We start from the raw sequence: 25,764 nt of genomic DNA on the forward strand, positions 1-25,764 counted from the left end.
CCAACTACCTGCTAGCGTGCCCGGCATGACGCTCTCCGTTCTCGACCTCGCTCCGATCGGCAAGCACGAGACCGCGCGCGACGCGCTCGAGGCGTCCGTCCGGCTGGCGCAGCGCGCCGAGGAGCTCGGCTACGAGCGGGTCTGGTACGCGGAGCACCACAACTTCGAGTCGATCGCGTCGTCGGCGACGTCGGTGGTCATCGCCCACGTCGCCGCGCACACGTCGAGGATCCGGCTCGGCGCCGGCGGCGTGATGCTCCCCAACCACGCGCCGCTGGTCATCGCCGAGCAGTTCGGCACGCTGGCGACGCTGCACCCGGACCGCATCGACCTGGGGCTGGGCCGCGCGCCCGGCACCAACCAGGCGACGATGCGGGCGCTGCGGCGCGACGCGACCGCGGCGGACACCTTCCCGCAGGACGTGCTCGAGCTCCAGGGCTATCTCAGCGGCGACACGAAGATCCCGACCGTGCACGCCATCCCCGGTCGCGGCACCAACGTCCCGCTCTACATCCTCGGCTCGTCGCTGTTCGGCGCGCAGCTGGCGGCGGCGCTCGGGCTGCCGTACGCGTTCGCGTCGCACTTCTCGCCGGGAGCGCTGCAGGCCGCGGTCCGCGTCTACCGCGAGCAGTTCCAGCCGTCCGCGCAGCTCGAGCGCCCGTACGTGATCGCCGCCGTCAACGTCCTCGCGTCGGACTCGGTCCAGGAGTCGACGCGGCAGCTCGAGGTGCGCCGCCGGATGCTCGTGCGCGCGTTGTTCAGCCGGCCGGGGCACACGTTCACCGACGATGAGGTCGAGGTCGTCCTGCACTCCCCGCAGGGCGCGCACATCGACCAGATGCTCACCTACACCGCCGCGGGCACGGCGGACGTCGTCAAGACCTACCTGGACGAGTTCCGCGCCCACGCGGACGCCGACGAGCTGATCCTCGCCCACCAGGGCGACAGCACCGAGGCGCGGCTGCGCTCGCTCGAGATCGTGGCCGAGACGGCCGCGGTCACGTCCAGCTGAGGTCCGCGGCCCAGGGCGTGACGCGCTGCTGCGGCGGCGCGTAGCGCGAGAGGCCGCCGTCGGTGGGGACGAACAGGCGTGCGAAGCGGTCGCGGCCGCAGCTCAGCGACTCCTCCTGGAAGCGCTCGGCGAGCGCGTGCACGACGGCGTCGGTCCCCGCGCGGGACGCGAACAGCGAGTCGACCTCGGGGCCGCGGGCGTCGCCGTAACGGGCGACGCGCTCGCGCGGCGAGTCCCCGAGCGTGAGGTCGCCGGCGACGTCCTCGTAGCCGATCGGCCCACGGAACGGCGGCGCGTGATGGCCGATCTCGCCCGCCGGGTCCGCGTGGTAGAGCTGGTGGTTGTTCAGGCACAGCGTGCCCGGCCCGATGTCGGTGTCGAGGTAGACGCCCCCGTAGGCGCCGACCGCGATCAGCCCGACCAGCCGTGCGAGATGGCGCACGTCGCCCTCCGCGAGCCACCGCGCCGCCCGGCGCTCGAGGTGCAGCGCCGGCCAATGCGTGTCGATCGCGATGACGTCGAGCCCGGCCGCCGCGAGCTCCGCGCGATCCTCACAGTCGCCGGTGGTCCAGAGGAACTGCCGCCACGGCGTGGCCGACTCGGCGCTCTCATTGACCACCGCCTGCATCTCGAGCAGGTTCGTCCATGCCTGCGAGGAGAGCGGTCCGCCCGCCCAGAAGCGATGCAGGTTGCGCTCGATCGCCAGCTCGCTCTCCTGCGGCGCGACGTGCTCGAACGCCCGCAGCGTCCCGAGCAGCTGGTCGACCTCGACCCACCCCTTCGGGTCCTTCACCCGCAGGTCGGCCATCACGAGCTGGATGTGCAGGTGGTCGCCCAGCACGAGCGCCGAGACGACCGACTCCTTGATCCCGTGCAGGTCGGCCGTGTCGAGCGTCGGGCCGAGCAGGCTCTTGACGGCGAGCGGCCGGCGCGCCGGGTGCGACGCACGGCGCTCCCGGCAGTGCTGCGAGACGAGGGCGGTGCGGGGCATCATGGCGGCGAAGTTACGGCCGGCCGCCCCGAGTGAGTATGTCCTTTTACGGGTTAGCCGACGAGGCGGAAGCGCACGGTGTTGGCGTCCTTGCCGTTGTGGCGGCACTGCGCCTGCACGTAGCCGGCCTTCTTCTCGTACGTGCACTTGTACTTGCCCACGATCCAGCGCGCGCCGTAGACGTCGATCTCGGCCGGCGGCTTGCCGTCGGCGGCGCCCCGCTGCGCCTCGGCGGCGGCCGCCTCGGCGACGAGGCAGCGCGGCGCGTAGCCGTCGGCGCGCGACTTGCGCATCTTGATCCGCAGCTGCTTGACCGCCGGGTTCTCGAGGTCCTTGACCAGCCAGTACTTCTTGCCGTCGCAGGCGTGGTAGCGGAGCTTGGCGGCCTCGCCGGTGGCGGGGGTGAGGGCGAGCGCCGCGACCACGGCGGCGAGGAACAGGCTGAGTCTGGGCACGGGCAGGACGCTAGATCCGCCGCCACCCACCCACAAGGGCCGAAGGACTCATCCGCCGAGTGGGACCAGCCAGTCGAGCAGCAGGCGGTTGACCTCCTCGGGGCGCTCCTGCTGCAGCCAGTGCCCGGCTCCCTCGAGCACGTGCTGGGAGACGAGCCCGGGCATCGTCTGCGGGTGCGCGGCGATCGCGTCCGCGAGCCAGGTCGCCGACGGGTCGAGCGAGCCGCCGATGTAGAGCGACGGCTGCGCGATCGTCGCGCCGTCGAGCGCGGCGAGGTCCTCCCAGTCGCGGTCGACGTTGCGGTAGCGGTTCAGCGCGCCGGTCAGGCCGGTGCGCTCGAACTCGCTCGCGTAGGCGTCGAGGTCGAACCATGGCGGGACGGGGGCGTCGCCGAAGCGGTCGCGCAGCCGCCCGCCCGGGGCGACCGTGAACGCGTTGGAGGTGACGAAGCCCCGCAGCCACCCACGCACGTCGGGCTCGATCTCGCGCTCGGCCCGCCCCGGCTCCTGGAAGTAGGAGACGTAGAACTCCTCGTCGCCGCCCGCCAGCGCGAACGCGTCGGTCGGCCGCATCCCGTTGCGCGGCGTGTACGGGACGCCGAGCAGGCCCACCGCCGTGAACACGCCGGGCTCCAGCAGCGCGCTGTTCGCCGCGATCGGCGAGCCCCAGTCATGGCCGACGATCGCGGCCGTCTGTGCCCCGAGCGCCCGCACGACGCCCACGTTGTCGGCGACGAGCTCGGTCATGCGGTAGGCGTCGACGGGTGCCGGCGCGGAGGAGCGGCCGTAGCCGCGGACGTCGATCGCGACGGCCCGGTAGCCGGCCGCGGCGAGCGCCGGCAGCTGGTGGCGCCACGCCGACCAGAGCTCCGGGAACCCGTGGACGAATAGGACCAGCGGGCCGGTTCCCGCCTCCGCAACGTGGATCTCGACCGTGTCCAACTGGACCATGTGGTGCTTCATCGCCACCGAGGCTGACGACCGCGCCGCGGCTCTGGCAAGGTGTTTGCCATCTTGGCAAGCGAACACGTACGGGCCGCCGGAGGCGTCGTTCTCCACCGCGGGAAGGTCTGCATCATCCACCGGCCGGACTACGAGGACTGGTCGCTCCCCAAGGGCAAGCTCGACGGCCGCGAGACGCACGAGCAGGCCGCGTTGCGCGAGGTGCACGAGGAGACCGGGCTGCGTTGCGCGCTCGGCGCGGAGCTCTCCTCACAGGAGTACACCGACCGCCAGGGGCGGCCGAAGACCGTCCGCTGGTGGGCGATGACGCTGCTCTCCGACGACGGCTTCAAGCCCCTGCACGAGGTCGACGACCGGCGCTGGGTCACGCCCGAGCAGGCCGAGCGGATCCTCATGTACGAGCACGACCGCGAGCTCGTGCGCGAGGCCGTCGCTCAGAGCTGAGGCACGTCGATCCGGTCCGCGTCGGAGATCTCCCGCACCACCCGGGCGGGGACGCCCATCGCGACCACGCCCGCGGGCAGGTCGCGGGTGACGACGGCGCCGGCGCCGACCACGGTGTCGTCGCCGATCGTGACGCCCGGGCAGAGGAGCACGCCCGAGCTCAGCCACACGTTGTCGCCCACCACGATCGGCTTCGCCGTCTCCCACCCGAGCCGCCGCACGTGCGGGTCGATCGGGTGGGTCGCGGTGATGAACTGGACGCGGCTGGCGACCTGGCACGCCTCGCCGATCGTGACCGGCGCGACGTCGAGCATCAGGCAGTCGTAGTTGAGGAACGTGCCCGCGCCGATGCTCACGCCGGTGCCGTACTCGAGCCGGAACGGCGGGCGGACGTGCACGCCCTCGCCGCACTCCTTCAGGAGCTCGCGCAGCAGCCGGTCGCGCAGGTCCTGCTCGGCGAACGCGCTCGCGTTGTAACGCTCGAGGATCTCCTGCGCGCGGCGGTACTCGGCGGTGAGGTCGTCGTCGGTGCCGATGTAGAGCTCACCGCGCGCGATCCGGTCCTTCATCTCACCCATGGCGAGAAGTTAGGCGATGCGCACCCGCAACCACCAGAAGGTGCCCGCCGCGAGCAGACCCGCGAGCGCGAGGAAGATCGCGGTCTCGGTCGCCTGCAGCGTCCAGTACTTGCTCGCCGGCATGAACGTGACGCGCTGCTTGTAGCCCTCCGCCGCCGCGCGTTTGAAGCACGCCTCCGAGCGCCCCTGCGGGATGCCGGGCGGCGGGCCGAAGCCGGCCTCGACCGCCTTGCCGGGGACGCAGCCGGCGAACCACGACGGCAGCTCGTCCTGGACCTTGCCGGTGCGGTCGAGCGTCTGGTTGGCGATCACCCACGCGCCCGGCTCGTCCACCTCGATCTGGATCTCCTTCACCGGGCCCAGCGGCCCCACGCTCGGGTCGCCCTGGATCATCAAGCCGACCAGGTTGTCGGCGGTGATGGTGCTGAGCGTGGAGCTCGGGCCGAGGTGCTCGCGCACGAGCGACGGCGTGAGGATCTGGACGACGACGAACACGGCCAGCGTGATCGCCATCGCGGGCACGGTCCGCCGCACCACGGTCCCGGCGGCGACGCCGAGCGTGAACGCGAACGCCGTGTAGCCGATCGGCGCGAGCCCGCGCGTGTCGAACATCGGCGAGGCGATCCGCGGCTGGCCGAGCATGCCCGGATTGTTCTGACCGGCGTTGACGGCGTCGTCGAGCGAGCCCGCCCACCAGGTCAGGGCCAGGCTCAGGACCGCGACGATCAGCAGCGCGGCGCCGCCCGTCACGAGCAGCTTCGTGGCCAGCCAGCGCGTCCGCGTCACCGACTGGTTCCAGACGAGCCGGTGCGTTCCGGCCTCGAGCTCGCGGGCGACGAGCGGGGCGCCCCAGAAGATGCCGATGATCGCCGGCAGGCAGAGCACCAGCATGGTGGCGATCGTGTACACCGTCACGAGGAACTGGTCGGCGGCGAACACGCGGATGAAGTCGTCGGTGAAGTCCGGCATGCTGCCGGCCGCGAGCGCGAGGAAAGCCAGCAGGGCCGCCGCCCCGCCGGCGACGACCAGGGTCTGCGAGCGCCCTTGGCGCCAGGTCAGCCAGATCATCGGACCGCCTCCAGTGTGCGGGAACGCGGGGCTTCGGACGTCCGGCTCATGTAGGCCAGCACCAGGTCCTCCAACGAGAGCTGCGTGACCGTCCACTGCGGGTCGTAGATCGGCGCGTCGGTGCGGACGATGTACGTGGACTGGCGATCCGTGTGGCTCTCGTCGATCACCTCGAACTCGTCCGGGAGCGTGTCCCGCCGCGGGCCGGTCAGGCGGTGGTGGGTCGCCTGCAGCTGGTCGAGGTCGCCGGCGAGCTGGACGCGCGAGGAGACGAGCACGACCAGGTAGTCGCAGACCCGCTCGAGGTCGGAGACGAGGTGCGAGGACAGCACGACCGAGAGCCGGTGCTCGACGACCGCCTCCATCAGGTCCTGGAGGAACTCGCGCCGGGCGAGCGGGTCGAGGCTCGCGACCGGCTCGTCGAGGATCAGCAGCTCCGGCCGCTTGGCGAGCCCCAGCGTGAGCGCGAGCTGCGCCCGCTGGCCGCCCGACAGCTTGCGCGCCTTCTGGTCCCGGTCCATGCCGAGGCGGTGCATGCGCGCCTGCGCGAGCTCGGCGTCCCACGCCGGGTTCAGCTGCGCGCCGAGCGTCAGGTGCTCGGCGACGCTGAGGCCGCCGTACGTCGGCGTGTCCTGCGCCACGAAGCCGACCCGCGGCATCCCGGAGCGCGGCGCCTCTCCCAGCACCTCGATCGCGCCGCCGCTCGGCGAGAGCATCCCCACGGCGAGGTTGAGCAACGTGCTCTTGCCGGCGCCGTTCGGGCCCACCAGACCGACCACCCGGCCGGCCGGCACCTCCAGCGTGCACTCGGCCAGCGCCGTGCGCCGCCCGTAGCTCTTCGTCAACGCGTCAGTGCGCAGGGCCAGGGTCATGCGACCTCCTGCCGTGAGGTGGAACGAAAGGTGGAGGAGAACAGGGCCTCGATGCTCTCGTCGTCGAGGCCGGCGAGACGCGCCTTGCTGAGCCAGCGCTCGAGGTCCTTGCGCAGGGGGCCGTGCGAGGCGAGCGTCGCGTCGGTCAGCGTCCGCATGACGAACGTGCCGACGCCGGGCCGCGCCGCGACGAGCCCGTCGCGCTCGAGCTCGCGGTAGGCCTTCAAGACGGTGTTGGGGTTGATCGCCAGCTCCGCCACGACCTCCTTGACCGTGGGGAGCTGATCGCCCTCGCGCAGCGTGCCGAGCCGCAGCGCGTGTCGTACCTGCCGCACCACCTGCAGGTACGGGGAGAGCCCGGAGGTCGTGTCGAGGTGGAATTGAATCATTGAACTAGGAAGATAGCACTATAGGTCAATAGGGTGACGCGTATCTCAGGTACAGATGTCGCCATGCGCAGACGCGTGCTCGTGATCGCAGCGGCGGTGCTCGTGGCCGTAGCGGTGCTCGTCGTCGTGCTCACGCGCGGCGGTGGTGAGGCGCCACGCCCGCCACGGCCGGCGCCGCCCGGGCTCGAGCCGCTGGCCTTCATGCCCGCGGGCGCCTCGGCCGTGCTGGACTTCGACACCCGCCAGGCCCCGGCCGCCTTCGCCGCGATCGGGCTGATCCCGGAGCTGCCGGGCTCGCCGCTCACCGCGAACCAGGTCCAGCGGCTGACCGGCGGGTGGATCTCGGTCGCTCTCTCGCGCGGGCAGCTGTGGATCGCGGCGCAGTCGCGTGCGGCGCCGCCCCGGCCGAGCGGCGGCGCGGTGGCGGGGACCCGCGCCGGGACCGTCGTCATCGCGCCCGACGCGGCCAGGCTGCAGGCGTCGCTCGCCGGTGCCGCCGCGGCCGCGCCCACCGCCCGGGCCGAGTACGACCGGCGCTTCACCGGGCTTCCCGCGTCGGGAGCGCGGGTCGCGTTCGACCCCGGCGCGGCGTTGGCGGCCCGTTCGCCCGAGGTCGCCCGCACCGTCTGGGGTCAATCGCTGCGCGAAGGCGCCGCGGTGCTCGTCGTCCGCGGCGACCGGATCACCCTTCCGTTCCAGGTCACCGCCGACCCGGTGAAGCCCGCAGACTTGCCGATCGCGACCGGAGCGGGTACGCCTCAGGCCGACGGTGAAGGTCCCGTGGTCGCCGCGGTCCGCTCACCGGCGCAGACGCTCGCCTTCCTGCGCGACGCGGGCCTGCTGCCGGCGCTCGACGTGCTCGGCCGCGCCCCTGGGTTCCTCCGCCCGGATGTGAACGACCTCGGCCCGCAGGCCACGATCGTCGCCTCCGACCAGGAGCACCTGACCGTGCGCACGACCCCGCCCGATCCCGGCGACTGGTCGAAGAAGCTCGACCGGCTGGACGCGCTCTCGGGGCTGATCCGGTTCACCGGGCTCGCCGACGTGCGGATCGACCGCGGCGGCGACGGCGTGTACACGATCGAGAACGACGGTGAGCTCGCGGGACGTGTCGGCGTGTACGGCCCGGTCGTCGTGTTCTCCACCGACCCCGGCGCGGACCTCGCCGCCGCCGCGCGCGCACCCGCGGCGCCGCCGGTGGATGGCGCGGCGGGAGCGCTGACCGTCCGGGTCGCGCAATCGCTGTTCGGCTCGCTGCTCCCCGCGCTCGCGCGCGGTCACGTCGGCGACGTGACGGGCTGGGCGCGGGCCGAGGTCTCCTCGGTGCGGGGCGAATTGGGCGTCCAGGTGCGATGACGTCCGGTCCGGTCTACAACCTCAAAGCGTGGGACTGCACTTCGAGGACTGGGCCGCCGCCTACGGGTCGCCGTATCTGATCGACGAGGACGCCGCGGGTGAGGACGCGGTGCTCGCCGAGCCGGCGGAGCCGTTCGCGCGCACGCCGCAGGTCGATCCGGTCGTGGAGCTCGCGTTCGTCGACGGCGTGCGGCGGATCGAGGGGCTGGTCTACCACCGGGATGCCTCCGGCGCCCTCGCGCGCGGCGTCGTGGGTGCGCATGCCAGCGGGGCGGTGATCGTCGACGGTGCCGCGCGGCCGGTCTTCCACCGCATCCAGACGCGGCGGCTGCTCGTGTTCGGCGCGGGCCATTCCGCGTCGCTCGCGTCGGTGCCCGGCTACCGCTGGGACTCCTTCTCGGTGCGCGAGTCCGACCCCGACGCCCCGGTGCGCAACCTTCAGGACCGGATGCGGATGGCTGAGGCGCGACTGGCGGAGGAGCTCGCTCTGGAGGGCTGGCTGACGCTCGTCGACGGGCCGATCTACAACGTCCGCACGCTCGACCAGCCGGTGCTCGGCTACATCAAGACCCACCTGCAGCGGCGGCTGCCGGTCGAGCTGCACGCGCGCGTGCCCGAGCTCGTCGCGGGCCAGCGCACGCCGCTGTTCCTCACCCGCCAGGCGTACTCGGCGTACGTGCGGATCGCCACCCCCGGCCCGCATGCGAGCCCGTGGGCGGGGATCGTGCGGATCGAGGTCCCGGAGTCGCGCGGGCTGGTCAAGGCGCAGGAGCGCGCCGACCAGGTCACGGTCACGCTGCCGCGCTTCGCGGGCGTCTCGTACAAGGACCCGCGCGCGCCGCAGAACCTGCTGCCGATCGGCGCGCTCGAGGCGCAGCTGCGCCACCGTCTCGGGCCCGCGGATCGCGCCTCGCGCGCTGTCAGGCTGTCGGTTGCGAGATGACCGACTCCAAGCGCATCGGCGCCGTCGACGGCTCGGTGGAAGCGGGCACGCGCCGCTTCCACGTGGTGCTCGACGACGACGCCACCGTCCAGCTCGACGACTTGATCGTCTGCACGCAGCGGCTGCCGGACGGCTCCGGCGAAGTGGCGCATTACGGGATCGTGGTCGAGCAGACGGGCGTGCTGGAGGGCGCGCAGTGGCCGTCGGACACGCGCCACGTGGTCGACGGGACGATGCCGGGCGAGACGGTGCGCCGCGCCGAGGTGCTGGTGCTGCGGACCGATCCGGAGCTGTGGCTCGCTCCGGCGCCGGGCGCGGTGGTCTACGCCGCTCGCGGCGAGGCGCGGGCGAAGGCGCTGTTCCTCGACCAGATGCGCAAGCCGCTCGCGGTCGGCCTCGACCAGTCGGGGGAGCCGGTGCACGCCGACTTCACGTTCATGAACGGCGAGCAGGGCGGGCACGTCTCGATCTCGGGGATCAGCGGCGTCGCGGCCAAGACCTCCTATGCGCTGTTCCTGCTGCACATGATCTTCGAGACGCGGGCGGGCCGCGGGCTGCTCGGGGCGCACGCGGCGTCGACGAAGGCGCTCGTGTTCAACGTCAAGGGCGAGGACCTGCTGCACCTCGACCGGCCGAACACGCTGTTCGGTTCGGGGGAGCGGGAGCGGTGGGCGCGGCTCGGGGTCGAGGAGCCGCGGCCGTTCGGCTCGGTGACCTTCCACGTGCCGCCGCTCGCGGGCGGCGACGAGCTCCAGGTCGTGCCCGACGCGACGTCGCGGCCGAGCCACGAGCTCAGCGTCTACGGCTGGACGCCCGAGGCGTTCATCCGGTCGGGGCTGCTGCGCTTCTGCTTCACGGAGACCGACGACCGCTCGACCCAGGTGGGGTTCGTCGAGCAGGTCGTGCGCACCCAGCTCGCGCGGCACGCGCACCCGCTGGAGAACGAGCCGGGCGCGGTGGTGATCACCGACGCGCCGCACACCGACTCGCGGACGTTCGAGCGGGTGGTCGCGCGGCGGCCGGACACGAAGCCCGCAGGCGCGGGGCGGGTCTTGCGCAACTGGTACGACCTGCTGGACCTGCTGGCGGACAAGCTCGACCCGGACTTCGGGAACACGGCGTGGACGGGCGCCACACAGGCGGGGACGCTAATGGCGTTCCAGCGGCGGCTGATGGCGCTCGGGCCGCGGCTCGGGCACCTCGTGCGCTGCGGGGTCGAGGCGCCCGAGCTGCGCACGAGCCTGACGGTCGTCGACATCCACTCGCTGCACGAGTCCGCGCAGCGCTTCGTCGTCGGCGCGCTGGTCTCGGCGGTGTTCGACGCCAAGCAGGGCACGGGGCGCGAGCCGCTGCGCTTCATCATGCTCGACGAGCTCAACAAGTACGCGCCGCGCGAGGGTCACGGACCGTTGAAGGATCTGTTCGTGGACATCGCCGAGCGCGGGCGCTCGCTCGGCGTCCTGCTGATCGGCTGCCAGCAGGCCGCGGGGCGGGTGGCCGAGCCGGTCGTGCGCCAGCCGGCGCTGAAGGTGGCGGGGCGGCTGGACGCGACCGAAGCCGCCGACTACCGGTACCTCACGCCCGAGCTGCGCGAGCGGGCGACGCGTTTCCTGCCCGGCACGATGGTGCTCGACCAGCCGCTCGTGCCCGCACCGCTGCCGATCCGCTTCCCGTTCCCGCCGTACGCGACCAACGTGTCCGACGCGGCCGGCGGTGAGGCGGAGCGGAAGGCCGCGGCGGATGCGTTCGAGCAGGCGGCGGGCTGAGCCTTGGCGCGGCTGTTGCACATCTCCGACTGGCATGTCGGGGCGTCGCTGTATCGCTGCGACCGGTCTTCTGACCATGCGGCGGTGCTCGCCGAGACGATCGCGCACGCCCGCGCTGCTCGTCCCGATCTGATCATCCACACGGGGGACGTGTTCGACGCGTTGCTCCCGGGGCACCGTGCGATGCGGGTGGCGATCGACGCGTTGACGTCGCTGGCCGAGGTCGCGCCGGTGATCGTGCTGGCGGGCAACCACGATCACCCGCGGCTGTTCGAGGTCTTCTCGACGCTGCGCGCGAGCGGTGGGCTGACGTTCGTGCCGCGGGTGCTGCCGCCGTCGCGGGGCGGGATCGTCGACGTGCCGGTGGCGGGCGGGGAGCGGGTGCGGGTGGCGCCGGTGCCGTTCATCCATCAGAACCGGTTCGTCGACTGGTTCGGCGACGATCGGGCAGTCCATGCGACGTACGCGGACAAGCTGCGAGCGATCAACCGCACGCTGGCCGACGGGCTGCTGGACGGCTACGACGCGTCGCGCGACGTGCTCGTGTACGCCGCGCACGTGCACGTCGCGGGGGCGCTGCTGGGCGGGTCCGAGCGGCGGGTGCACGTGACCGAGGAGTACGCGACCGGGCCGGAGTCGCTGCCCGCGGTCAGCTACGCGGCGCTCGGGCACATCCACAAGCCGCAGGACGTGACGGGCGCGGTCACCGCGGCGTACGCGGGCTCGCCGCTGGCGCTGGACTTCGGCGAGCGTGGCGAGGAGAAGTCGATCGTGCTGGCCACGTGCTCGCCCGGGCGGCCGGCGGTCCTGGAGCGGCTGCCGCTGAGCGGGGGACGCCCGTTGCGCGTGTTGCGGGGGTCGTTCGAGGATGTGCGCGCGGCGGCTGGGTCGGTCGGCGACGCGATCGTCCGGGTCGTGGTCGAGAGCGAAGACCCGATCGACGGGCTCGTCGACCACGTGCGGTCCCTGCTCCCGGAGGCGACGATCGTGGAGATCGTCGAGCAGGTCGCGAGCCGGCGGCTCGAGCCCGCGCATGCGATGGGTGAGGCCTTACGTGAGCGCACGTTGGACGAGCTGTTCGACGACTACCTGGCCGAGCGCGGCTCCAAGACCGCGCCGGCGGCGACGGTCAAGGCGCTGTGGACGGCGGTGCAGGACGAGCACGTCGCCGTCGAGGGGCTGGAGGAGCTGTTGACCTGCGCGTTGCCCGAGCCCGGCCCGTGAGGCCGCTCGAGCTCCGCCTGTCGGGCTTTCGCTCGTACCGCTCCGAGCGGGTCGTCTCGTTCCGCGATCTCGACCTCGTCGCGATCATCGGCGACACCGGCGCGGGCAAGTCGAGCCTTTTGGAGGCGATGACCTGGGCGCTGTACGGCGCGTCGACGTGGTCCAAGCGGGCGTCGAGCGAGCTGCTCGCGCACGGCGCGCGGCGGATGTCGGTGTCGCTCGAGTTCGAGGCGGCGGGCGGGGTGTGGCGCGTCGTGCGCGCGTACGGCTCCGCCAACACCGCGGTGCTCGAATGCCTCTCCGACCCGTCTGTGGCGAAGATCGACGGCGCCCGCCAGGTCGATCCCGAGATCGAGCGGCTGCTCGGCCTGCCCTACGACGTCTTCTGCTCCTGCGTGCTGCTGCCGCAGGGCAAGTTCGAGCGGCTGCTGAAGGCGACGCCCGGCCAGAAGACCGACGTGCTGAAGTCGATCCTGCGGCTCGAGTCGCTGGGGTTGATGCGAGAGCGCGCGGACGGGCTGGCGCGCCGGCTGGGCGATCGCGAGCGCGAGATGTTGACGGCCCGCGCGCGGTTCATGCCTTCGCCGCTCGCGATCGCCGAGGCCGCGGCCGAGCAGCTCGCCGCGCTGGAGCCCGAGCGTTCGCGGCTGTCGGCGCTGGCCGAGGAGGTCGCGCGGCTCGGCGCGTCCTCGCGGGAGCATCTCGAGCGCGCCCGCGCGGCCGAGACGGAGGCGGCGCGGCTGGTGATCCGCCGCGGCGATCGCTCGACGCAGCTGCACGCGCTGGCGCTCGCGGCGGCGGCGCTCGGTGACCAGGCGGACGCGGCCCGCCTCGCGCTCGCCGACGCCGAGCGCGTCCGCGACGACGCCGAGACCGCGTATCGCGCCGCGGTCGACGCGGGATTGGACGCGCCGTCACTGACCGCCGCCGCCGGACGGGTCACCGCCGCCCGCGCGGTGCTGCGCCGGTCCGATCAACTCGCGGCGCGGATCGCGGATGACGAGCGGGCGCTCACGGCGATCGGCGACGAGCTGGATGCGGCGCGGTCGGCGTCGTCGGTCGCCGAGGCGGCGTTGCGCGCGCACGACGAGACACGCGCCCGCGAGCAGGCGGAAGCGACGGCCGCGACCGATCGCGCGCGTGAGCTCGCCGACCACGCGAAGCGGGTGGGCGAGGCGGTCGACGCGCGCGACCGCGCTGCCGCGGCGCTCGCGACCGCTCGCGCGACGGCCGAGCGGTCCGCGGCCGCGCACGCGTCGGCCCGCCGAGCACTCGACGCCGCCCGCGTGGACCTTGACGCGGCGCTGGCCGCCCGCGAAGCGGCCCAACGCGCCCACGCGGTCGCCCACGTCGCCGCCGGCGCGGCCCCGGGCGACCCCTGCCCGGTCTGCGCCCGCGCCCTCCCGGACGAGTTCGAACCACCACTCGCCGCCGATCTCGCCGAGGCCGAGACCGCGGTCGGAGCGACCACGCGCGAGCACGACGCCGCGGCCGCGTCCGAACGCACGGCGGCCCTGTCCGCCGAACGCGACGCGACCGCCCAGCGCGCCGCCGAATCGACGCTGGCCACGACGACCGAAGCCGCCACCACGGCGCTCGCCGCGGCGGCGCCGGCAGTCGCCGCCGCGGGGTCGCGGGACGAGACGCCGGTGGCGGGCGCCGCCGCGGGGCCGCGGGACGAGCTGCCGGTGGCGGGCGGCGCCGCGGGGCTGCGGGACGAGGGCGGAGGCGCGGGCGGCGCCGTCACCTCGCCGCGCCACGAGGTCGGCGACCCCGCGCTCACGTTGTGGCGCGACGACGATGCCGGCGCGGCGCGGCCGCGCGAGGTCACGGCCGACGACGTGTCGCGCGCGGCCGAGGCCGCGGCGGGCGAGGCCGACGAGATCGCCGCGCGGGTTGCCGCGCTCGACGTCGCGCGGCCGGGGATCGAGCGCGCTCGCGCCGACGCGCAGCGCGGGGCGGCGGAGGTCGAGTCGCGCGCCAAGGCGCTCGACCGCGGGCTCGCCGAACGCCGCGCCGATCTCGAGCTCGCCGCCGCCGAGCTGGCGGACCACGTCGCCGCCCTGCCGGCCTTCTGCCGCGCAGCGTCCGCGGGCGGCCACCACGCGGCGGGCGGCGGCGACGCGGCGGGCGGCCACCGCGCGGCGGGCGGCGGCGACGCGGCGGGCGGCCACCGCGCGGCGGGCGGCGGCGACGCGGCGGGCGGCCACCACGCGGCGGGCGGCGGCGACGCGGCGGGCGGCCACCACGCGGCGGCCGGCGGCGACGTCGCCGCGCTCGACCTCGCCGACGCCGCGATCGCGGATCGGCTCGAGGCCGCGCGGGCACTCGAGGCCACGCGCGCGCAAGCGCAGCGGGCGGCGGGGGAGGCCGGGGAGGTGGTGCGGGCCTTCGAGTTGCGGCTCGAGCGCGAGATCGTCACCCCGGTCGCCGAGCATCGGGCGCACCTGCACGCGCTCTGCGGCGAGTTGCCCGGCGCCGCGGAGCCGGGGGCCGCCATGGCGGTGGACGCGCTGGCGGTCTACGCGAGCGAGCTCGAGCTCGAGATCGACGCGCGAGTGCGGGCGCTCACACGCGAGGTCGAGGAACATCGGGAGGCCGAGGTCGTCGAGCGCGTCGCGGCCGCGCAGCTGATCGAGGAGGGTGGCTTCGCAGAGCCCGCGGCGCTCGAGGAGCGGCTGGTGCTCGTGCGCGCGGAGGCGATCGCCGCCACCCGCGAGCACGAGGCGGCGCGGGCGCAGATCGAGCCCGCCGGCCGGCTCGACGACCTCCTCGCCAAGGCGACCGAGCTGCGGCTCGGCTTCGAGGCGCTGCGCGAGGCATTGGCCGACCGCGGCTTCGTGGGGTTCGTCGTCGCCCGCCGCCAGCGCGCGCTGCTCCAACACGCGTCGCGGGTCCTGCAGGACATCACCGGCCGCTACGCGTTCACGGACGACTTCCAGATCCTCGACAACGAGTCCGGGCTGCCGCGCTCGCCCGACACGCTGTCCGGCGGGGAGACGTTCATCGCGTCGCTCGCGCTCGCGCTCGGGCTGGTCGAGGTGGCTGACCGCTCCGGCGGCGACCTGCGCGCGCTGTTCCTCGACGAGGGCTTCGGGACCCTCGACGCGGCGATCCTCGACACCGCCCTCAACGCCCTCGAGCAGCGCGCCAAGGCGGGGCGGCTCATCGGCCTGATCAGCCACGTCCCGACGGTCGCCGAGCGGATCGACACCGTCCTCGAGGTCCGCTCGGACGTCGGCGGGTCGAGCGTCCACGTGCTCGGCCGCGAGGAGCGCGAGGACCGGGTCATGGAGGCGATCCAGGACACGCTGGACGCGTAAGCGTATGCTTACGCGTCATGCAGGTCTTCGCGGCGCTCTCGGACGCCACACGACGCGCGCTCGTCGCGCGCCTCGCCTACGGTCCCGCGACCGCGGGTCAGCTCGCCGAGCTGGCCGAGATGTCGCGGCCCGCCGTCTCGCAGCACATCCGCATCCTGCGTGAGGCGGGGGCGATCCGCGGTGAGCGCGACGGAAAGTTCATCTGGTACGAGCTGGAGGGCGCGGCGCTGATCGAGGCCGCGCACTGGCTGACCGAGCTGACCGACCGCTGGGCCGCAGCACCCACACGTCGAGTCAAGGAACGCGCATGACCGTCCCCGTCAGCTACGTCGAGCTCAACAGCCCCGACCTCGCCCGCACCACCCGCTTCTTCGAGGACGTGTTCGGGTGGGAGCCGCAGCCGTTCGCCGCCGCCGACTACCTGGTGGCGCCGCACGGCGACGCGCCCGGCGTCGACGCCGGCCTGCTCGCCTCACGCGACGGGGCGCCCCGCACCGTGCCGATCCTCCGCGTCGACTCGATCGACGCCGTCCGCGCGCGGCTCGAAGCCGCGGGCGGGACGGTCGTCGTGGAGCCCTTCGAGTTCCCCGGCGTGGGTCGGGGCTGCTACTGCACCGACCCCGCCGGGGTGCTCTTCGGGCTCCACGAGTACGAGCGCTAGCTCCTGCCGAAGAACCGCAGCGTCTGCGGCGCCGCGAGGCTCCGCGCGGTCGCGGCGGCGGGCGGGATGGCCGTCCAGTCGGGATGGCCGGGCATCGGTGGGATCGTGGTCCCGTAGACCCAGTCGTTGAGGAACTTCGTCAGGTTCTGGCCGGAGACCTTCGAGGCCAGCGCGATGAAGTCCTGAGTCGACGCGACGTCGTCGCGGTACCGCGACACCCACGCCCGCTCGACGCGCTGGAACGCTGCGTCACCGATCTGCTGGCGCAGCGCGTAGAGCACGAGCGCTCCGCCGTAGTAGACCTGGATGCTGAACAGCTGCGCCGCCTCGGGGCTCAGCGGCCGCCCCACCGGGCCGTCCTCGATGCGCCAGATGTCACCGAGCTGGTAGATGACGTGCATCAGGTCCGTGAAGTCGGCGATGCCGGTGTTCTCCTCGAGCTCCCCGCGCTCGGCGGCGAACGTGAACTGGTACCAGGACGCGTGGCCCTCGTTGAGCCAGAGGTCGTCCCACGAGTAGGGCGCGACGGAGTCGCCGAACCACATGTGCGCGAGCTCGTGGACCATCGTCGGCTCCCAGATGCCCACGCCGCCGAAGGTCCCGTCGAACCACAGCCGGTCATAGAGCGAGAGCGTCTGCGTCTCGAGCGCGAACCCGAGCGCGGCGTCGACGACGAGCGAGCCGTACATGTCGAACGGGTACTCGCCGACGCGCGCCTTCATCCAGTCGAGGTGGCCGATCTCGGTCGGCAGCTTGTCCGCCAGCAGCCCGTTGAGGCTCGGCGCGATCACGTCGCGGATCGGGATGCCGCCGTGGACGCCGCGATCGATCTCCTGGAAGTGCCCGACCGCGAGCTGGATCAGCTCCGTCGCCATCGGCTGGCGCTGGAGGTAGATGAAGTGCGTGCGCCCGCCCGACGTGCTCTTGTGCAACAGCACGCCGTTGGCGTACGCGCCCTCGCCGGCGGGCACGTCGAAGCGGATCGTGAACGAGGCCTTGTCGCGAGGATGGTCGTTGGACGGCAGGAACGCGTGCGTGCCGGCCGGCTGGCCCGCGGTCGCCGAGCCGTCGGGGGTGAAGAAGAACGGCGCGCCGAGCAGGTCGTTCGGGTCCGGCGCGGTCGGGTGCGCGGTGTAGTGCTGGACCTGCACGACGAACGGGAGCCCCTTCAGCAACGGCAGCCTCGGGGTGATCACGAGCTCCTCGCCATCGCGGGTGAACGTCGCCGGCAGGCCGTTGACGGTGACCTTGCCGACCGAGTCGCCGGAGAAGTCCAGGTCGAAGCGCGAGAGCGACTGTGTGGCGACCGCGAGGATCGTCACCGTGCCGTCGAGGCCCTGGGTCGGCGCGGACGTCGCGTAGCGCAGGTCGAGGTCGTAGTGCTGGACGTCGTAGCCGCCGTTGCCGAGCAGCGGGAAGAGCCGCTCGCCGATGCCGGGCGCGCCGGGCGAGGGTCGGTCGAACGCCTGCGCTGTGGTGGGGACTGCCAGCACAATCAGCACAGCGAGCGCGCCGATCCACCTCCTACGGCCGATTCCCGATCCTCGCCACGCTGAACTGGCCATTCCTCGACCCCCAGTCAGTACGTTGGTTCGAGGCGCCAGTCTCTCAGTGGGTGATCATCAACTGCAAGGTCCGTCACGCGGCCGGAGGTGCGCCGCTCAGGAGCGGGTGTAGCTCACGCGGTTGCGGCCGGCGTGCTTGGCGGCGTAGAGCGCGCGGTCGGCGGCGTCGAGCAGCGTGTGGGCGGTGCTGGGGGCGAGCGCCGAGGCCACGCCGGCGCTGATCGTCATCGGGATCTCGGCGTCGCCGTCCTCGATCGCCTCGCGCAGGCGCTCGGCGAACTCGAGCGTGGCCGTGCCGTCGGCGCCCGGCAGCACGATCACGAACTCCTCCCCGCCGACGCGGGCGACGATGTCCGCGCCGCGGGTCTGCTCGCACAGCATGGCGGCGAGCCACACCAGGGTGCGGTCGCCCGCCTGGTGGCCGTGCTCGTCGTTGATGCGCTTGAAGTGGTCGATGTCGACGGCGACCACGGAGAGCGGGCGCCCGTCGCGCTTGGAGCGCGCGAGCTCCACCGCGAACCGCTCCTCGAGGCCGCGCCGGTTGAGCAGGCCCGTGAGCGGGTCGATCCGCGACTCGCGCGTCAGCCGCGCCACCAGCCTCGCGTTGCGGGCGGCGAGCCCGCGGACGACGATCGCGATCACCGCCATCGAGGCGACCGGGTCGCACCAGTGGTCGAACGTCGCCCCCGGCTGGTACAGGACGACCGCCGTCTGGGCGATCGCGACCGTCAGGACGACCGCGACCGTCTCCCGGGTGCCGAAGAAGCTCGCGACGCACAGGACCGACCAGGCGTACATGACGTCGCCGTTGCCGGGCGGGCTGGTCGCGAGTGCGATCGCGATCAGCACGACGCCGATCGGGCCGAAGGCGAGCATCAGCACGCGACGGTCGAGCCGGCCGCCGAAGTTCCACAGCAGCGCGGCCGCGGCGAAGGAGATCAGGATCGGGATCGGCGAGCTCGTGGCCCTGCCCGCGACGATGCTCTCGATCGCGCCGACGGCCGCGGCACCCGCGTACATCGCCGCGCCCGACTTGGCGATCATCGCGGTGCTTGGTGGGAGAGGGTCAGTGCCTGATGGTCCCGGCATGTCCCGTGTATCGACGCGGTCGCTCAAGCGCCGGTCGGCGCTTCGTCAAGAAATGATCAAGTCGTTCACATGGCAATTACGACTCGCGTCCATGCGGGGGAGAGGATCGCGGGATGTCAAGGAGACTCCTCGTGGCGGTCACCGCGGCGCTCACCCTCGCGCCGACCGCCGCACACGCCGACGTGACCCCCGTCTTCGCGCTGCAGAGCAAGGGCACATGGAACGCTGCCCAGCCCCTTCTCGGGGGATCGGTCTACACGCCGCCCGTGGTCGAGGGCGGCTGGTCCGCCTTCGCGCCGATCGACGACAAGACCTTCTGGACCGTGAGCGACCGCGGCCCGAACGGCCAGCCGGCGGTCAACGGCGCGACGCGCCGCACGTTCCTCACGCCCGGCTTCACGCCGACGATCTACAAGGTCGGCATCAACGCCGACGGCTCGACGACGGTCCTGCAGCGGATCCCGCTGCACCTGAAGGCGGGCGCGGTGGACCCGGCCCGCGCCGCGGTCGGCGGCAACGCGAACGAGATCACGGGCCTGCCGCAGATCTCGACCGTCGATCAGGGCGTGGCCGCGGGCCTGCCGGCGGACACGGGCAGCTACCGGATCGCCGCCGCGCGCGACGAGGTCCCGTACGCCGCCGACGGCGTCACGCCGCTCGGCACCGACCCGTACGGCATCGACTCCGAGTCGATCGCGGTCGACCCGCGCGACGGCTCCTTCTGGCTGGGCGACGAGTACCGCCCGTCGCTCGTGCACGTCGCCGCCGACGGCACCGTCCTCAACCGGATCATCCCCGCGGGCGTGACGGTGCCGGGCGCAGACGAGAGCGTCGTCAAGACCAACAACGTCCTTCCGCGCGCCTGGGTCTTCCGCCGTCAGAACCGCGGCATGGAGGGCGGCACGCTCACCAAGGACGGCAAGACGCTGTTCGGCATGATCCAGTCCTCGCTGGTCACGCCCACCGGACAGGGCGACCAGCGCACGCTGCGCCTGGTGCGCTTCGACGTCACCGACCCGCTGAACCCGAAGCTGACGGGCGAGTTCATCTACCGCCTCGACACGCCCGCGCCGGGCTCCGGCCTCGCCCAGGGCGACATCTCGAACTCCGACATCTACGCGATCGACTCCAACCACCTGCTGGTCGACGAGCACGACAACGTGACCTCTGAGCCGGGCAAGGGCCAGAAGCAGGTCCAGCACATCGACCTGACCAACGCGACCGACATCTCCGGCGACGCCGCGGCCGACGGCGAGAACCCGCTGGTCGAGTCGACCAACGCCGCCGGCATCACCCCGGTCGCCAAGACCCTCTGGCTCGACTTGAACAAGTTCGGCTACGACCACGACAAGCCCGAGGGCATCGGCCTCTTCCCGAACGGCGACCTCGCCGTCCAGGACGACAACGACTTCGGCTTCAACCAGGCCAACGACCCGCAGAACGCGGGCGCCAGCGACCCGCCGTTCAAGGTCACCGCGTCGGGCAAGACGACCGAGCTCTGGCGCTTGGAGGCCACGAACATCGCGACCGGCGCGGTCGGCGGCTCGGTGCCCGCGACCCTCTCGCTGACGCTCGGCGCCAATGTCTCATTCGGCGCTTTCACGCCGGGCGTGACCAAGGACTACACGGCTTCGACGACCGCGAACGTGATCTCGTCCGCCGGCGACGCCGCGCTCACGGTCTCCGATCCGGGCAAGCTGATGAACGGCGCCTTCGCCTTGAACTCGCCGCTCGTCGTGGAGTTCAGCAAGGCGACGTGGTCCGCCCCCGTCTCCAACGACGCGGTGACGATCACGTTCAAGCAGCACATCGACGCGACCGACGCCCTGCGCACCGGCGCGTACTCGAAGACGCTCACGTTCACGCTCTCGACCACGAATCCGTAGTGGACGATCGTCCGGTGGTGCATTCGCCGGACGACGCGACAGTGAGGGCTCGATGTCCAATCGAGCCCTCAACTGGTCGATCGCCGTCATCGCGGTCGTCGTGACCCTCGGCGTCGTCAAGCTCACCTCGACGCAGGCGCGGACCCCGGCGAGGCCGCTGCCGTTCGAGTTCGACGCCGCCTTCCCGGCGGCCGACCGTGAATGGGTGCAGGCGGCGGTTCGCAAGACGCGGCCGGAGGCCGTGACGCTGATCGCAGCGGTCGCGCCGCGCACGCAGTTCGTCCCGACCGACGACAAGCTCGGCATGTGGGTCGGCATGGCCTTCCAGCGTCCGCCGTCGGGCTACGCGGTGCGGTTGAACCTCGCGCGCCTGGACGCCGACGCGAAGGACGCGCGCGACGCCGCCGTGGTGCACGAGCTCGGGCACGTCGTGGACATGGGGCTGATCTCCCCGCAGCTGGAGGCGCAGCTGCTCGCCGGCATTCCGAGTGGCGGCGGGAACTGCATGACCAGCCCTTGCGCCGACACCGAGCGGTTCGCGGAGACCTTCGCCAAGTGGGCGCTGCGCGATGACATCCCCGAGAAGGCGAGCTACGGCATCCCGTCGCCCGCGTCGCTGGAGGAGTGGGGCGCGCCGCTGGCCGACATGGCCGCGCGGCTCGAGGCGCAAGGCGCGTCCTGAGCGCGGGAAGCGCGCTTAGACTCGGTCGGCGATGAGGGCTTCATGGGTCTTGGCGGTCGCGCTCCTGCTGGGCGCGCGCACGACGCGGGTGCCGCAGGGAACCGCGGCGACCGCGATCGCCGTCGGCGACCTCGACCACGACGGGCGGGCCGACGTCGCGACGCTCTCGCCGACCGCGCTGACCCCTCACGCGCGACGCGGCCGGGGACTGGCAGACGACCGCACTGCCGGCCGCGGGTACCGGGGTCGCGATCGGCGACTTCAACGGCGACGGCTGGGGCGACCTCGCCGTGCGCGACACCGACGTCGTGCGCCTGTTCACCCGCGACCCGGCGGGCAGCGGCTATGGCCGGCTCAACGCGCTGACGCTGTGGGGCCGGAGCGTGCTTGTCGCCACCGACCACGGTTTCGTGCGGTTCAAGGCCAAGGCGGACGGTGGGAGCCGCCGGTCGGCTCCGGCGTCGGTGCGTTCAGCGCCGTGGCGGCTCCGCGCCTGCCAAGGGCATCGCCGTCGCCGACTTCGACGGCGACGGCCGCGAAGACGTGGCGACGCTCCTCCCCACCGCGGGAAAGGCGATGGTCGTGACCCGCCTCGCGTTCACCCCGCCGACGCTGTGCGGACGTCAGATGGCGAGGATCGCGCGTCGCTGCAGCATCGTGCCGCCGACGTTGGAGGTCACGCTCGAACAGCGCGAGCTGTCGTTCGGCGCCTTCACGCCCGGCGTCGCGAAGACCTACAGCAAGACGCTCGCCGCCACGGTCCGGAGCAGCGTGGACGCGGTGACGATCACGTTCGAGCAGCGCATCGGCGCGGACGAGATCCTGCACGCCGGGACGTACAGCGCCGCGGTCACGTTCACGGTCGCGGCGACCACGCCGTGAGGGCGGTCGTCGCCGACGACGAGCTGCTGCTCCGCGAGGGCGTCGCGCGGCTGCTGGATGAGGCGGGGATCGAGGTGGTCGCGCAGGCGGGCGACGCTCCGGACCTGCTGCGCAAGGTCGCGGCGCACAAGCCGGACGTCGCGATCGTCGACGTGCGGATGCCTCCGGACCTGACCGACGACGGCCTGCGGGCCGCGCTCGAGATCCGGCACCGGCAGCCGGACGTCGGTGTGGTGGTGCTCTCGCAGCATCTGGTCGAGCGGTTCGTCGCCGAGCTCGTGGGCGACGATCCGCACGGCGTCGGCTACCTGCTCAAGCACCGCGTCGCGGACCTGGGCTACTTCATCGAGGCGGTGCGGACCGTGGCCGCGGGCGGGACGGCGCTCGACCCCGAGGTGGTGGCGCGCATGCTCGGCCGCAAGCGAAAAGTCGACCCGCTCGACGCGCTGACGCCGCGTGAGCGCGAGGTGCTGCAGCTGATGGCGGAAGGGCTCTCCAACCAGGGGATCGCCGACCGCCTGGTGGTCGGCGCGCCCGCGGTCGAGAAGCACGTGACGGCGATCTTCTCCAAGCTCGACCTCGGCCATGACCGGTCCGAGTCGCGGCGCGTGCTCGCGGTGCTCACGCTGCTGCGAGCGGCAAACTAGCTCGCAGCGTCGTCCCGCGGCCGGCGACGATCTCGAAGCGACCGCCGAGCACCGCGACGCGATCGCGCAGGCCGCGCAGACCGGAGCCGTGGGCCTCGTCGGCGCCGCCGCGGCCGTCGTCGGCGACCTCGATGCGCAGCTCGTCGCCGCGGCGCTCGATCGTCACGTCGACCCCGCTCGCCCCCGCATGCTTGACCGCGTTGGTCAGCGCCTCGGCGACGAAGAAGTACGCGGCGGCCTCGACGGCGGGCGGGAAGCGTGCCTCGTCCACCCGCAGCGCGACGGGGATCGGCGCGCCCGCGGTCAGCTCCTCCAAGGCGGCGGCCAGGCCTCGGTCGGTGAGCACGAGCGGGTGGATGCCCGCCGCCAGCTCGCGCAGGTCGTCGATCGCGTGGCGGGCGTCGGCGGCCGCGCGCTGCAGCGCCTCGTCCGCGCGCTCGGGCGCGCGCCGCGCCTCCTCGATCCCCATCAGCGCCCGCACGAGCCGCTGCTGCGCGCCGTCGTGCAGATCGCGCCCGATCCGCCGCCGCTCCGCGTCCGTGGCCGCGACGATCCGCGCCCGCGAGGCGGCGACCTCGTCCGCGTCCAGGCGCTCGGTCAGGTCGCGGAAGACGACCACCGCGCCACGGCCGTCCGGGGTCTCCAGCGGCGCGGACGCGTAGCCGACGGGCAGCAGCGTGTCGTCGCGGCGGACGAACCAGTCGAGGTCGACGCGCACGGTCTCCCCGGTCACGCGCGGCGCGAGCAGCGGGCACTCGTCCTCCGGGAAGGGCGAGCCGTCCGGGTGGCGGGAGTGAATCGTCGCGTGGCTCGGGCGGCCGAGCAGGTCGGCTTCGGACGCGTAGCCGAGCAGCTCGACCGCGGCGGGGTTCGCGAAGCGCACCTCGCCGGCCGGGCCGACGACGTAGACGGCGTCCGCGAGGCTGGCCAGCAGCGCGTCGAGGAAGTCAGATCCGTGGGAAAACCCGATGGTCATGCGGCCCGGAGCGTTCGATCATAGGTGCATGCCCCTCCATCGACTCGGCGCCCTTCGCTACGGCCTGCCCGCGCTGCTGGTCGCGGTGGGCTTCTTCATCCTGTTCGCGGTCGACGACCCGATCCGCTGGGACGGCTGGGCGATGTGCGTCGGCTCGGGGCTCGCGATCCTGCTGCTCAACGTCCTCTTCCGCTACGGCGCGCAGGGCGACCGCGAGCGCGACGCGGAGGACGCGGCGCGCGAGTACCTCGCCCGCCACGGGCACTGGCCGGACGAAGAGCGCTAGGCGTCGGCGCGCGCCACGAACAGCGCGCGCGACCCAGGATCGTCGACCACGTCGAGCACGGTCAGGCCTGACGCGCGCGCCTGCCTGGCGATCTCGGCGACCGGCCAGTGACGCTGCTTGAGCCGGGCTGACGTCCGCTCCCACGCGGCCGGGCGGCGGCGGAACGCGTCCACGCGGGCCTCGACCACCGCGCCCGGGCCGATCTCCGGCGACGCCGTCCCGTGCCAGGCGATGAACCACTCGCCGCGGTCGGCGACCCAGTCGCCCGCGAAGCACGACCGGGTCAGCGCGAGCGTGTGCGCGTCGAAGATCGCCAGGCCGTCCGGCTCGAGCGAGCGCACGATACCGCGCAGGGCGGCGCGGAGCTCGTCGTGGTGCAGGAGGCAGTTGAACGCGCCGCCCAGGCACGTGACGAGGTCGTAGCGGCCGAGTTGCGGCAGCGCGCGCATGTCCGCCACCAGCATCGGTACCTGCGGGGCCTTGTTCGCCGCGCGGCGCACCATCGCGGGCGAGCTGTCGCACGCCACCACCGCGTACCCGCGGCCGAGCAGTGGGAGGAAGCTGCGGCCCGTGCCGCACGCGACGTCGAGCACCCGCCGTCCTCCCGCTCCGTGCCGGTGCGCGAGCTCCTCGACGACGTCGAGCCGCGCCTCGTCGTCGACCCCGGCCGTCAGCGCGTCGTAGACGGGCGCGAGGGTGTCGTAGGCGATGCGCGCCGCGTCGGAGCCGGCCGGCGCGATCCGGTTGGGGAAGGGGATGAGCGTGTCCATGCGCACCCGTATGAGCCACGGGCGCGAAACCTGTGACGCGTCAGCCGCCGCCACCGCCGACGATCGTGACGTGACCCGCGATGACGAAGAACACCGCGACGCCCAACGAGGCGAGGACGGTGAGCGTCCAGACAAGCCACATACGGCGGGTCACGACCGCGCTGCCGACGAACACGACCAGCGGGAGGCCGACCGTCACGGCCAGAAGCATCCCCGCGAGGAGGAACTCGGCCGGCCCGCTCGTCATCGCCGCCCAGCTCGAGTGCGTGCAGTAGCCGCTGTGGTCCTCGCTCCACGCGTTGCCGTACTGGGACGGGTCGCGATAGCAACCCCACATGTGGCCGAGCGCGAGGAACAACGAGGCGCCGAGCGCGGCCGGCCACGGAGCGAGGATGACGCGTCGCGTCATCCCATAGGTGTTCCCCGGATCAGGCGAACAGAGACGTCTGCGTGAAGCCGGGCGCGCACTCGATCTCGAGCATGCGCCGCTTGGTCTGGATGCCGCCGGGGGCGGAGAAGCCGTGCAGCGCGCCGTCGGCGGCGAGCACGCGGTGGCAGGGGATGACGATCGGGAACGGGTTCGACCCGAGCGCGGCGCCGACCGCGCGGGCAGCGCCGGGGTCGCCGATCTCGCGCGCGATCTCGCCGTAGGTCTTCGTCTCGCCCGGCCCGATCGCGCGGGTGGCGGCGTAGACGCGGCGGCGGAACTCGTCGACCTCGGCGTCATCGAGCGCGATGTCTGTCAGGTCGCGCTTCTCGCCGGCGAGCAGGGCGACGATGCCGGCCACGGCGTGCTCGATCTCGGGCGGGAGCTCGCGCCCGTCGTCCACGAGGCCGCGGCGGCCGGGCATCAGCACCTCGCTGATGCCCGCTTCGCTCCACTCGACACCGACCGGACCGAGTGCGGTGTCGAAGACGTGCATACGTCCACGGTAG

The 25,764-nt window shown here is 73.1% G+C and carries 27 protein-coding genes and 1 pseudogene; 15 read left to right on the forward strand and 13 right to left on the reverse strand.

All coding sequences use genetic code 11. From position 1 onward, the window contains the following. The first annotated feature begins 25 nt into the window (after positions 1-25). On the forward strand, positions 26-1,012 hold the full coding sequence (locus G569_RS0112795; protein WP_028063699.1) for an LLM class flavin-dependent oxidoreductase: 987 nt from the start codon (positions 26-28) through the stop codon (positions 1,010-1,012). On the opposite strand, the gene G569_RS0112800 is transcribed toward G569_RS0112795, so the two are convergent. The 3 genes from G569_RS0112800 to G569_RS0112810 are packed head-to-tail and all read right to left on the reverse strand — an operon-like array spanning position 999 to position 3,421. Next, positions 999-2,006 carry a hypothetical protein gene (locus tag G569_RS0112800; RefSeq protein WP_028063700.1) on the reverse strand — a complete coding sequence of 336 codons (1,008 nt, stop codon included), beginning with the start codon at positions 2,004-2,006 and terminating at the stop codon, positions 999-1,001. The genes G569_RS0112795 and G569_RS0112800 overlap by 14 nt on opposite strands. 50 nt (positions 2,007-2,056) lie before the next feature. After that, entirely contained in the window at positions 2,057-2,458 is a 402-nt protein-coding gene (locus tag G569_RS0112805; RefSeq protein ID WP_028063701.1) for a hypothetical protein, read from the reverse strand. 48 nt (positions 2,459-2,506) lie between these two features. Then, a complete protein-coding gene (locus G569_RS0112810) occupies positions 2,507-3,421 on the reverse strand; it encodes an alpha/beta fold hydrolase (protein ID WP_053226331.1) in 915 nt (304 codons plus the stop codon). A gap of 51 nt (positions 3,422-3,472) precedes the next feature. Between G569_RS0112810 and G569_RS47930 the strand changes: the two genes are divergently transcribed. Beyond that, positions 3,473-3,865 carry an NUDIX hydrolase gene (locus tag G569_RS47930; RefSeq protein ID WP_211232976.1) on the forward strand — a complete coding sequence of 131 codons (393 nt, stop codon included), beginning with the start codon at positions 3,473-3,475 and terminating at the stop codon, positions 3,863-3,865. Here G569_RS47930 and G569_RS65960 read toward each other — a convergent pair. From G569_RS65960 to G569_RS0112835, 4 genes are read right to left on the reverse strand one after another with little or no spacing between them, the layout of a single operon-like run. Further along, the gene (locus tag G569_RS65960) at positions 3,856-4,443 is read right to left on the reverse strand and encodes a sugar O-acetyltransferase (protein ID WP_028063703.1); all 588 of its coding nucleotides are present in this window, start codon (positions 4,441-4,443) and stop codon (positions 3,856-3,858) included. The two genes, G569_RS47930 and G569_RS65960, sit on opposite strands and share 10 nt — an antisense overlap. 9 nt (positions 4,444-4,452) lie before the next feature. Further along, complete coding sequence (locus G569_RS0112825; protein ID WP_028063704.1) at positions 4,453-5,511, reverse strand: ABC transporter permease; 1,059 nt, start codon at positions 5,509-5,511, stop codon at positions 4,453-4,455. After that, on the reverse strand, positions 5,508-6,383 hold the full coding sequence (locus tag G569_RS0112830) for an ABC transporter ATP-binding protein (protein WP_028063705.1): 876 nt from the start codon (positions 6,381-6,383) through the stop codon (positions 5,508-5,510). Before G569_RS0112830 ends, G569_RS0112825 begins: the two co-directional genes overlap by 4 nt. Continuing rightward, positions 6,380-6,772, reverse strand: a complete 393-nt coding sequence (locus G569_RS0112835; RefSeq protein ID WP_028063706.1) for a GntR family transcriptional regulator — start codon at positions 6,770-6,772, stop codon at positions 6,380-6,382. Before G569_RS0112835 ends, G569_RS0112830 begins: the two co-directional genes overlap by 4 nt. A 63-nt stretch (positions 6,773-6,835) precedes the next feature. Between G569_RS0112835 and G569_RS0112840 the strand changes: the two genes are divergently transcribed. From G569_RS0112840 to G569_RS0112870, 7 genes are read left to right on the forward strand one after another with little or no spacing between them, the layout of a single operon-like run. Next, positions 6,836-8,128, forward strand: a complete 1,293-nt coding sequence (locus G569_RS0112840; protein ID WP_028063707.1) for a hypothetical protein — start codon at positions 6,836-6,838, stop codon at positions 8,126-8,128. Between the two features lie 28 nt (positions 8,129-8,156). Beyond that, a complete protein-coding gene (locus G569_RS57835; protein ID WP_053226281.1) occupies positions 8,157-9,071 on the forward strand; it encodes a hypothetical protein in 915 nt (304 codons plus the stop codon). Then, positions 9,068-10,837 (forward strand): ATP-binding protein, encoded by a 1,770-nt coding sequence (locus tag G569_RS47940; protein ID WP_037496256.1) that lies wholly within the window; start codon positions 9,068-9,070, stop codon positions 10,835-10,837. Before G569_RS57835 ends, G569_RS47940 begins: the two co-directional genes overlap by 4 nt. Positions 10,838-10,852: 15 nt before the next feature. Continuing rightward, positions 10,853-12,061 (forward strand): exonuclease SbcCD subunit D, encoded by a 1,209-nt coding sequence (locus G569_RS62510; RefSeq protein ID WP_169542131.1) that lies wholly within the window; start codon positions 10,853-10,855, stop codon positions 12,059-12,061. Then, complete coding sequence (locus tag G569_RS47945; protein ID WP_037496258.1) at positions 12,058-15,384, forward strand: AAA family ATPase; 3,327 nt, start codon at positions 12,058-12,060, stop codon at positions 15,382-15,384. Before G569_RS62510 ends, G569_RS47945 begins: the two co-directional genes overlap by 4 nt. 17 nt (positions 15,385-15,401) lie before the next feature. Next, entirely contained in the window at positions 15,402-15,695 is a 294-nt protein-coding gene (locus G569_RS47950; RefSeq protein WP_037496260.1) for an ArsR/SmtB family transcription factor, read from the forward strand. Next, the gene (locus G569_RS0112870) at positions 15,692-16,045 is read left to right on the forward strand and encodes a VOC family protein (protein WP_028063709.1); all 354 of its coding nucleotides are present in this window, start codon (positions 15,692-15,694) and stop codon (positions 16,043-16,045) included. The genes G569_RS47950 and G569_RS0112870 overlap by 4 nt, the downstream gene beginning before the upstream one ends. On the opposite strand, the gene G569_RS47955 is transcribed toward G569_RS0112870, so the two are convergent. Together G569_RS47955 and G569_RS57840 are read right to left on the reverse strand one after the other, a co-directional pair. After that, on the reverse strand, positions 16,042-17,547 hold the full coding sequence (locus tag G569_RS47955; protein WP_169542132.1) for a M1 family metallopeptidase: 1,506 nt from the start codon (positions 17,545-17,547) through the stop codon (positions 16,042-16,044). The genes G569_RS0112870 and G569_RS47955 overlap by 4 nt on opposite strands. Positions 17,548-17,706: 159 nt before the next feature. Then, on the reverse strand, positions 17,707-18,654 hold the full coding sequence (locus tag G569_RS57840; protein ID WP_053226282.1) for a GGDEF domain-containing protein: 948 nt from the start codon (positions 18,652-18,654) through the stop codon (positions 17,707-17,709). Positions 18,655-18,812: 158 nt separating this feature from the next. Here G569_RS57840 and G569_RS57845 point away from each other — a divergent pair, with 158 nt between their 5' ends. The 5 genes and pseudogenes from G569_RS57845 (at position 18,813) to G569_RS0112900 (ending at position 22,796) form a co-directional block, all read left to right on the forward strand. Continuing rightward, positions 18,813-20,585, forward strand: coding sequence for an esterase-like activity of phytase family protein (locus G569_RS57845; RefSeq protein ID WP_084284852.1), 1,773 nt, complete (start codon positions 18,813-18,815; stop codon positions 20,583-20,585). A gap of 52 nt (positions 20,586-20,637) precedes the next feature. Then, entirely contained in the window at positions 20,638-21,267 is a 630-nt protein-coding gene (locus tag G569_RS0112890) for a hypothetical protein (RefSeq protein ID WP_028063710.1), read from the forward strand. Positions 21,268-21,298: 31 nt separating this feature from the next. Then, positions 21,299-21,436: pseudogene (locus G569_RS66330) on the forward strand (FG-GAP repeat domain-containing protein); the annotation flags it as partial. 266 nt (positions 21,437-21,702) lie between these two features. Beyond that, positions 21,703-22,149, forward strand: a complete 447-nt coding sequence (locus tag G569_RS0112895) for an FG-GAP repeat domain-containing protein (protein WP_028063711.1) — start codon at positions 21,703-21,705, stop codon at positions 22,147-22,149. Next, on the forward strand, positions 22,146-22,796 hold the full coding sequence (locus G569_RS0112900; RefSeq protein WP_028063712.1) for a response regulator transcription factor: 651 nt from the start codon (positions 22,146-22,148) through the stop codon (positions 22,794-22,796). The genes G569_RS0112895 and G569_RS0112900 overlap by 4 nt, the downstream gene beginning before the upstream one ends. On the opposite strand, the gene G569_RS0112905 is transcribed toward G569_RS0112900, so the two are convergent. After that, positions 22,771-23,772, reverse strand: coding sequence for a sensor histidine kinase (locus tag G569_RS0112905; protein WP_028063713.1), 1,002 nt, complete (start codon positions 23,770-23,772; stop codon positions 22,771-22,773). The genes G569_RS0112900 and G569_RS0112905 overlap by 26 nt on opposite strands. A 28-nt stretch (positions 23,773-23,800) precedes the next feature. Between G569_RS0112905 and G569_RS0112910 the strand changes: the two genes are divergently transcribed. Further along, entirely contained in the window at positions 23,801-24,058 is a 258-nt protein-coding gene (locus G569_RS0112910) for a hypothetical protein (protein ID WP_028063714.1), read from the forward strand. Here the strand turns inward: G569_RS0112910 and G569_RS57850 are convergent. The 3 genes from G569_RS57850 to G569_RS0112925 are packed head-to-tail and all read right to left on the reverse strand — an operon-like array spanning position 24,055 to position 25,751. Continuing rightward, positions 24,055-24,828, reverse strand: coding sequence for a class I SAM-dependent DNA methyltransferase (locus G569_RS57850; RefSeq protein ID WP_053226284.1), 774 nt, complete (start codon positions 24,826-24,828; stop codon positions 24,055-24,057). The genes G569_RS0112910 and G569_RS57850 overlap by 4 nt on opposite strands. A 40-nt stretch (positions 24,829-24,868) precedes the next feature. Continuing rightward, a complete protein-coding gene (locus tag G569_RS0112920; protein WP_028063715.1) occupies positions 24,869-25,237 on the reverse strand; it encodes a hypothetical protein in 369 nt (122 codons plus the stop codon). 19 nt (positions 25,238-25,256) lie between these two features. Next, positions 25,257-25,751 carry a methylated-DNA--[protein]-cysteine S-methyltransferase gene (locus G569_RS0112925; RefSeq protein WP_028063716.1) on the reverse strand — a complete coding sequence of 165 codons (495 nt, stop codon included), beginning with the start codon at positions 25,749-25,751 and terminating at the stop codon, positions 25,257-25,259. Between the last annotated feature and the right edge of the window lie 13 nt (positions 25,752-25,764).

The sequence above is a fragment of the Solirubrobacter soli DSM 22325 genome (genome assembly GCF_000423665.1).
In the GTDB taxonomy this organism is placed as follows: Bacteria; Actinomycetota; Thermoleophilia; order Solirubrobacterales; family Solirubrobacteraceae; genus Solirubrobacter; species Solirubrobacter soli.

Bases quoted from the DNA above. Each gene is read 5' to 3' on its own strand.
- G569_RS0112870 (WP_028063709.1), top strand. From the start codon at position 15,692: ATGACCGTCCCCGTCAGCTACGTCGAGCTCAACAGCCCCGACCTCGCC.
- G569_RS65960 (WP_028063703.1), bottom strand. From the start codon at position 4,443: ATGGGTGAGATGAAGGACCGGATCGCGCGCGGTGAGCTCTACATCGGC.
- G569_RS47950 (WP_037496260.1), top strand. From the start codon at position 15,402: ATGCAGGTCTTCGCGGCGCTCTCGGACGCCACACGACGCGCGCTCGTC.
- G569_RS0112825 (WP_028063704.1), bottom strand. From the start codon at position 5,511: ATGATCTGGCTGACCTGGCGCCAAGGGCGCTCGCAGACCCTGGTCGTC.
- G569_RS57840 (WP_053226282.1), bottom strand. From the start codon at position 18,654: ATGATCGCCAAGTCGGGCGCGGCGATGTACGCGGGTGCCGCGGCCGTC.
- G569_RS0112795 (WP_028063699.1), top strand. From the start codon at position 26: ATGACGCTCTCCGTTCTCGACCTCGCTCCGATCGGCAAGCACGAGACC.
- G569_RS0112840 (WP_028063707.1), top strand. From the start codon at position 6,836: ATGCGCAGACGCGTGCTCGTGATCGCAGCGGCGGTGCTCGTGGCCGTA.
- G569_RS0112920 (WP_028063715.1), bottom strand. From the start codon at position 25,237: ATGACGCGACGCGTCATCCTCGCTCCGTGGCCGGCCGCGCTCGGCGCC.
- G569_RS0112905 (WP_028063713.1), bottom strand. From the start codon at position 23,772: ATGACCATCGGGTTTTCCCACGGATCTGACTTCCTCGACGCGCTGCTG.
- G569_RS47940 (WP_037496256.1), top strand. From the start codon at position 9,068: ATGACCGACTCCAAGCGCATCGGCGCCGTCGACGGCTCGGTGGAAGCG.
- G569_RS0112830 (WP_028063705.1), bottom strand. From the start codon at position 6,383: ATGACCCTGGCCCTGCGCACTGACGCGTTGACGAAGAGCTACGGGCGG.
- G569_RS57845 (WP_084284852.1), top strand. From the start codon at position 18,813: ATGTCAAGGAGACTCCTCGTGGCGGTCACCGCGGCGCTCACCCTCGCG.
- G569_RS0112835 (WP_028063706.1), bottom strand. From the start codon at position 6,772: ATGATTCAATTCCACCTCGACACGACCTCCGGGCTCTCCCCGTACCTG.
- G569_RS0112890 (WP_028063710.1), top strand. From the start codon at position 20,638: ATGTCCAATCGAGCCCTCAACTGGTCGATCGCCGTCATCGCGGTCGTC.
- G569_RS0112925 (WP_028063716.1), bottom strand. From the start codon at position 25,751: ATGCACGTCTTCGACACCGCACTCGGTCCGGTCGGTGTCGAGTGGAGC.
- G569_RS0112810 (WP_053226331.1), bottom strand. From the start codon at position 3,421: ATGAAGCACCACATGGTCCAGTTGGACACGGTCGAGATCCACGTTGCG.
- G569_RS0112800 (WP_028063700.1), bottom strand. From the start codon at position 2,006: ATGATGCCCCGCACCGCCCTCGTCTCGCAGCACTGCCGGGAGCGCCGT.
- G569_RS57850 (WP_053226284.1), bottom strand. From the start codon at position 24,828: ATGGACACGCTCATCCCCTTCCCCAACCGGATCGCGCCGGCCGGCTCC.
- G569_RS0112910 (WP_028063714.1), top strand. From the start codon at position 23,801: ATGCCCCTCCATCGACTCGGCGCCCTTCGCTACGGCCTGCCCGCGCTG.